The sequence below is a fragment of the Allocoleopsis sp. genome (assembly GCF_036703385.1).
Classification (GTDB): domain Bacteria; phylum Cyanobacteriota; class Cyanobacteriia; order Cyanobacteriales; family Coleofasciculaceae; genus Allocoleopsis.
This window is the reverse complement of record NZ_DATNPA010000502.1, coordinates 1-3,741: the sequence shown is the minus strand read 5'-3', so window position 1 is coordinate 3,741 and position 3,741 is coordinate 1. Positions and strand designations below refer to the sequence as shown.

Below are 3,741 nucleotides of genomic sequence, written 5' to 3'. Positions count from 1 at the left end.
TCCAATCGGTTAGGTCAGGTATCCGCGCTGGATACTTTGCTACCATGCAACAAGGAATCGATTTACCCTCACGAGTGCGTTGTTGACTTTGCCGTTCTAGTTCGCCTAAAACCACTGTCCAGTATTCATAATCATCACTATCCTTGCGGCATTGGTTACGTAGTGATTTGGCGTAATCGATAGCAAATTCTCCTAAGCGAATATCGGTAAAACATTCCTCCAAATCCGACTCTCCTTCAAATCCCCAGGACGCGACATTCTCTCCCTGAGCTAGTGCGATTAACCGTAACATCGATTCCCTGGCAACGGTGATGATATCTTTCATCATCGCTTTGGCAGAGGGAGCTATATCCTTAACTTGTTTCGTCTCTGGGTCACGCTCTTTAATGGCTTTGACGTTGGTGTTGATGAGCCGCCATTCGTCTACTACAAAATTGGTGATTTCAAAGGTTTCTCCCTGTTCCATTAAGGGGTAACGACGATACATTTCTGCGTGAATCCATTGCAGCTTTGACCTGATAGCTTCATAGTCAAACCACAAGCCATAAACTTTCAGACCGACCCAGTTCCATGACTTTTTCTTGGGAGTGATAACAAAGCGCTCACCTCCCAAAACATCTAACAGCCAGTCAACGAATGTAGTTTTGCCGATACCTGTACCACCGATGACACGAAGGTGGGCAAATTTATCAGGTTCAGTGCGGAGGCGGCTGAAGTCAAACAGGACAACGGTGATAGGCTCTTTCACCGATGGCTCTGCTCCCACCGCTAATTCTTCAGTGCGTTGAAAGGAGCTATCTGAGCTAGCCGTTGGTTTAGGTGATGCTAGATTCTCTTGAATGGGTAGCCTTGTCCGTCGCGCTTCGCTCACAGCAGTAGTCAGGTACTGGCCTACTTCTTCCCCGGAAATTAGGTCTTGTCTAAGGTAAAACTGGTCACAGGTATAGCGATACAAATCAAACCGAGCCTTAGGAGGCGCTATCTTCAACAGCCTCGATAACTCAGAAAGGCGTCCCCGAATCAAAACTGCTTCTGCCTTTTCTGCACAGGATAAATAGGCAATTTCATCCATGAAAGAAGGCTGTCTCTCTGTTTCTTCCCCTTCCATCAAGGCAAAGATGTTTCCCAGCTTGCCTCTATAAAGAGGTACTGGGTGAACCACTCCTAGGTCTTGTCGTTCCTGAAAAAGGGTATAAACATACCCGAATCCAGCTATGAGTAAACCAATCCAAGCCAGGGGATGAGCACTCATGATGGCCGCACCAGCCACAGCACCAAGCGTAACAATCTTACTGGCTTCACAGTCCAGAGCGGTTTCCTTGGATTTGGTTTTTAAAATGTCTCCTCTGCGTCTTAACCAGATGTCTGTGTCGCCCCTCTCTAGTAGCTCTATGGGTGCATATTCAATCGTGTTGTAGTCAGGGGGCAAATAGATTTCAGTAGATGCCTTCTCTTCTTCGCTCATAGACTTCTCCCGACAGGTTTAAGTCCTCCAGCCAGCCAACCTAAAAAGGAATGGCTGGTGCAAAACTTACTCCCTTCCCGCTCTAAGAATACCGATGCTGAGGGAGCTAGGGAAGCTGGGGGAGCTGAGGGAGCTGGGGAAGTTAGGAATAGGTAATCTTCTGGTGGGAAGGGAGTAAAACTTAGTGTTTAACTGTCTTTCTCCAAAGAATGAATCCGGCTTCTCCAGCAATCATGATGATGAGATTAGAGCCTGTCATGGCAATGAATTCACCGGGAGAGCGACCCCAAGGATTACGTGCAGAGAAGGTAGCGGCAAAATCACCAATAAATACGAGCAAAATGAACAATCCGAGCAGTCTTCTCTCTCCCATTCCTGATTTTTTGTAGTCTCTCCAGTACGCTTTTACAATGTCGATGTTTTTCGGGTTTGGGTCAGGTAGAGTGTGATGCTTTGATTCTTCGTATTGGGATTTAGCTTCATCGGGTTTTTTACCCCGAATCGCTTTACTCTCCAGCCATTGCACTCCTAAAGAAACTAAAATAGCTCCCCAGAAGTTGGGCATCATCCATACGGTGATCCATCCCCAGCGAATCCAGGTGTCTTCCCACCAGGGGAACAAAGGTTTGCCACCAAACCATTGATAAAAGCCATCGGCGGATAAAACAACGCCTCCAACGATGGCTAGAGCGGCTAGGATTTTGACACCTGGCTTGTTGTAATCCATGAAGTTTTCCAGGATTCTTCCAGCCACGTAAAGTGGAAAGCCGACGGCCTGGACTATAGCGTCTACAATTTTCCCGACAATCCGGTAAAAGTCATCGGTTTCATTAGCTGCATTTTCTGTAGTTTCTTTGGTTCCGTTTGTGTTTGGGGATGCTTTGCTTTGTTGTTGTGGCGATTGAGTCACGTCGCGAGAGCTCCAATTCAAAATTCAAAATTATCAATTCAAAATTAAAGACAATTAATGGGGGCTTGCACCCACTATTAATTGAAGACCACCAAATCAAAGATTATGGTGGGGGCTTGTACCCGTAATTTAAAATCATTAAATTTCTCTTAATCTTCTTAATTTTGAACTTTGAATTTTGAATTTTGAATTCAAAAAAGGTCATTGATTATTTTCCTTGAGTACAAACGTCTTGGTTATTGGGAGCATGTTTCCAACGGAACTTTTTGTTTTGCCCAATGCCGATGCATTTCCCGTTGGCGTCGGTTACAAGGTAGATTTTTCGGGCATCAGTAAAAGCTCTGTTGTCTAATTTGGGAAACTTTTTGGGGTTATCGACATAGCCCATGATTAAAAGGTGGGGGCGGGTTGGTTCTACTTCGTTATCGGCAGCGACATCTGCTCTTTGACGTTGTTGCTTTAGCTCTTCTTTCTCGATGTCTGTTTGAGCTTTCAACTGCTCTTTTTCCAGTGAGGCGGCTCTCTGGAGTGAGTCTTTTTGGGCAGCTTGTAATAAGTCAGCTGGGATATGGGTAGAACCGATAAGAACCAAGAATCCACAAGCGGCTACACCTGCGTACAGCCCTCCTCTGTATCGTCCTGATATTTTCATAGGAAATCTCTGTGCGTTGCCCCTGGTAATGCACCAGGGGCTTCTAATTACTGCTCGAAAAAGCCTTTAGCTTGCATCCATTCCATTGAGGAATCAATCAAGTGTTGGTCTGCCTCAGTGCGCCCTAAATTCGGAAGGGAGGGGTCATCTTTGGCTACAATCTCTGCACAAAGAGATGCAAGGGTTACAGGCACTCCAGCATCTTTTAAGGCTTTCTCGGCAGCTTCTTTAAGGGAGTCGTTCATACTACCTCCCACTCGTTGTCATCGGGACAGTAGATGGTTCCACCGACTTGCTGGTACTGTTGCAGCAGGCGCTGCCATTCATCAGCGCATGAAACCCGGAGCAAGGCTTCTGACATAATCTCCAGGGTGGTGCCTCCATCCAGGAAGCCGAACAGGTCTGGCGAGAACTTGTCCTCAAGGTATTCGGCGAGCGCGGCGATAGCCTTGTGAAGACTGGAGGTTGAAACATTAGTAGATTCCATTACGCCACCTCCCGCGTGTACCGCAGTTGTGCCACCAGTGCCTCGCACAATCCGAGCAGGTTATCGCGTGATAGGTTATCGAGTGAGGGTAATGTGTTTGTCAATTCGTCGCCAACAGTGGTAGAGGGCAGCTCTTGGTAGGTGTCAAAGTGCCCCCAGTCTTCTCCAATTTCGTTCGTTTCATGGAATGCCAGGTTGGTTGCAATCGTGGCGAGCAGGATGAGCTT

General features: G+C 46.8%; 6 protein-coding genes. All 6 read right to left on the bottom strand.

Annotated elements, in window-relative coordinates; translation table 11 throughout:
- The coding region (locus V6C93_RS24530) for a hypothetical protein (RefSeq protein ID WP_333479295.1) at positions 1-1,465 on the bottom strand (1,465 nt) is incomplete at its 3' end.
- A gap of 181 nt (positions 1,466-1,646) precedes the next feature.
- Positions 1,647-2,375 carry a hypothetical protein gene (locus tag V6C93_RS24525; protein ID WP_333479294.1) on the bottom strand — a complete coding sequence of 243 codons (729 nt, stop codon included), beginning with the start codon at positions 2,373-2,375 and terminating at the stop codon, positions 1,647-1,649.
- A 208-nt stretch (positions 2,376-2,583) separates the two neighbouring features.
- Complete coding sequence (locus tag V6C93_RS24520; protein WP_333479293.1) at positions 2,584-3,027, bottom strand: hypothetical protein; 444 nt, start codon at positions 3,025-3,027, stop codon at positions 2,584-2,586.
- A gap of 47 nt (positions 3,028-3,074) precedes the next feature.
- Positions 3,075-3,272 carry a hypothetical protein gene (locus V6C93_RS24515; RefSeq protein WP_333479292.1) on the bottom strand — a complete coding sequence of 66 codons (198 nt, stop codon included), beginning with the start codon at positions 3,270-3,272 and terminating at the stop codon, positions 3,075-3,077.
- Positions 3,269-3,514 (bottom strand): hypothetical protein, encoded by a 246-nt coding sequence (locus V6C93_RS24510; RefSeq protein ID WP_333479291.1) that lies wholly within the window; start codon positions 3,512-3,514, stop codon positions 3,269-3,271. The genes V6C93_RS24515 and V6C93_RS24510 overlap by 4 nt, the downstream gene beginning before the upstream one ends.
- Positions 3,514-3,741: hypothetical protein (locus tag V6C93_RS24505; protein WP_333479290.1), on the bottom strand; the 228-nt coding region annotated here is incomplete at its 5' end. The genes V6C93_RS24510 and V6C93_RS24505, both read right to left, overlap by 1 nt.

Coding starts and splice junctions, on each gene's coding strand:
- V6C93_RS24520 (WP_333479293.1), bottom strand. CDS start 3,027: ATGAAAATATCAGGACGATACAGAGGAGGGCTGTACGCAGGTGTAGCC.
- V6C93_RS24510 (WP_333479291.1), bottom strand. CDS start 3,514: ATGGAATCTACTAATGTTTCAACCTCCAGTCTTCACAAGGCTATCGCC.
- V6C93_RS24515 (WP_333479292.1), bottom strand. CDS start 3,272: ATGAACGACTCCCTTAAAGAAGCTGCCGAGAAAGCCTTAAAAGATGCT.